This is a genomic window from Mesorhizobium sp. M8A.F.Ca.ET.021.01.1.1 (assembly GCF_003998025.1).
Classification (GTDB): Bacteria; Pseudomonadota; Alphaproteobacteria; order Rhizobiales; family Rhizobiaceae; genus Mesorhizobium.
In genome coordinates this window covers 1-1,992 of the sequence record NZ_RZSJ01000827.1, presented here as the reverse complement: position 1 = coordinate 1,992, position 1,992 = coordinate 1, and the positions used below count along the sequence as shown (strand labels likewise).

2 protein-coding genes and 1 pseudogene are annotated in these 1,992 nt (G+C 63.0%); 2 read left to right on the top strand and 1 reads right to left on the bottom strand.

Annotation, left to right across the window (positions count from 1 at the left end; translation table 11 throughout):
- Positions 1–362, top strand: a pseudogene (locus EOA36_RS34430) (DNA polymerase III subunit alpha); the annotation flags it as partial.
- Between the two features lie 47 nt (positions 363–409).
- Positions 410–1,213 (top strand): potassium channel family protein, encoded by an 804-nt coding sequence (locus tag EOA36_RS34425; protein WP_127281131.1) that lies wholly within the window; start codon positions 410–412, stop codon positions 1,211–1,213.
- Positions 1,214–1,227: 14 nt separating this feature from the next.
- On the opposite strand, the gene EOA36_RS34420 is transcribed toward EOA36_RS34425, so the two are convergent.
- Positions 1,228–1,992, bottom strand: a 765-nt coding sequence (locus tag EOA36_RS34420) for a DMT family transporter (RefSeq protein ID WP_145969477.1), incomplete at its 5' end; no start/stop codon positions are given.

Sequence of the window (1,992 nt, the reverse complement as noted above, 5' to 3'; positions counted from 1 at the left end):
TTTCAGAAGGATTGGCCCAGTACCGCGATCTCCTCGAAGCCGGCCGCTCCGTTGTCATCACCGTCGCGGCGGAAGACAGGCCCGAGGGTGTCAACCTGCGCATCAACTCCGTCCAATCGCTGGAAGACGAAGCAAGCCGCATCCAGAAGGCGCTGCGCATTTTCGTCCGGAACGATGGGCCTGCCTCGATGATCCAATCCCAGCTCACCCAGCGCGGTGAAAGCCAGGTGAGCATCATCGTGATCAAGGAAGAGGCGCAGGGCGAGGTCGAGATTGCCTTGCAGGGCGGCTATCGCGTCTCGCCGCAGATCGCCTCGGCGATGCGCGCGGTGCCGGGCGTGGTCGAAGTGGAACTGGTGTGATCTGCGCGCTTGCCAGAAAGCCTCCGCTGCGCACGCTCGCGATCCGGATGAGGGGCGCCGACAGCAAGGCATTTCGGGGGCTCTCTGCGACGGCGCGTCTGCGCGACATGCTGCGCAGGCTCTATCATGGGCGCTCGCCCGCCGCGTTCCGGTTCCAACTGGTGGCTGTCATCATCGACCTCGCCATCATCGCCTTCTTCATCGCCACGCCGGTCATCCAGCAGTCGGCCTCGTTTCTGTGGCTGGACTATGCCGTGGCGGCCCTCGTCGCCGCCGATCTGGGCGCCAGGCTGCTGGCCTCAAACGACATGCTGCGCCTGATGAAGCAGCCGACCTTCTGGGTGGATGCCTTCATCCTTCTGACGTTGCTGATGCCGACGGCGCTCGCAAATCTAGGCTTTCTGCGCATTCTGCGGCTGTGGTCGCTATCGCGCAGCGGTTCGATCTGGCGGCATTTCGAGATGCGCGGCCTGAGACCCTGGCGCGAGGCAAGCCACGCGGTCATCAACCTTGTGACCTTTCTCTTTGTCATCACGGGCTTCGTCTACACGTTTTTCTTCCGCAACGGAGCCGGGCTGGAAAACTACATCGACGCGCTTTACTTCACCGTCGCGACCGTGACGACGACCGGCTTCGGCGACATCGTGCTGCCGGGTATCGCCGGCAAGCTGACGGCGATCGTCACCATGATCATCGGCATATCGCTGTTCGTCAGGCTGGCGCAGGCGATTTTCCGGCCCGCGAAAGTGTTCTTTCCCTGTCCGCAATGCGGGCTGCAGCGGCATGAGCCGGACGCCGTGCACTGCAAGGCCTGCGGTCACGTTCTCAACATACCGAACGATGGCGACTGACCGGCGGCGGTGGTTTAAGAAGCGGCCACTTCCGCCGGCCTTGCCGGTTTCCGCTGAAGATTGAGCAGGTTGCCCATCAGGATGAGCAGTGCGCCGCCGGCGGTGAAAGCGTCGATCTGCTCGCTGTAAAGCAGCCAGCCGATCAGCGCCGACAACGGCACGCGCAGGAAATCCATCGGCGAAATGACGGTGGCGTCGGCATAGCCAAGCGCGCGGGCCATGCAGAAGTGGGACGACATACCGGCGAAGGCGATCAGCACGATCCACGGCCACAGTTCCAGTGGCGGGTTGCGCCACTCGTAAAGGGCTGGAACGAGGCCGACCACCGACTGGATGATCAGCATCCAGAAGATGATGCTTACGACGCTGTCCGTCCGCGTCAGCGACTTGACCATGACCACCGAGATGCCGAAGCAGACCGCGGCGCCGAGCACGACGAGATGGCCCGGATCGACCGAGCCCACGCCGGGCCGAACGATGACCACCACGCCGATCAGGCCCAGCACGATCGCGGCAAGCTTTGGCCGGGACAGCCTTTCACCAAGAAAAGTCACCGCCAGGATAGCCGTCCAGATCGGTGTGGTGAATTCGATCGAGATCAGCACGGCCAGTGGAATCAAGGTCAATGCGTAGAGCCATGCCGCCTGCCCGGTATAGTGGATGACGTTTCGGGCGACATGGGCGAGGGGACGTTGCGTGCGCATCGCCGCAAACCCGCCGCTCGCAAACACCAGCGGCAAGAGGATAAAGAAGCCGATCACCGAGCGCAGTTCCAGCAC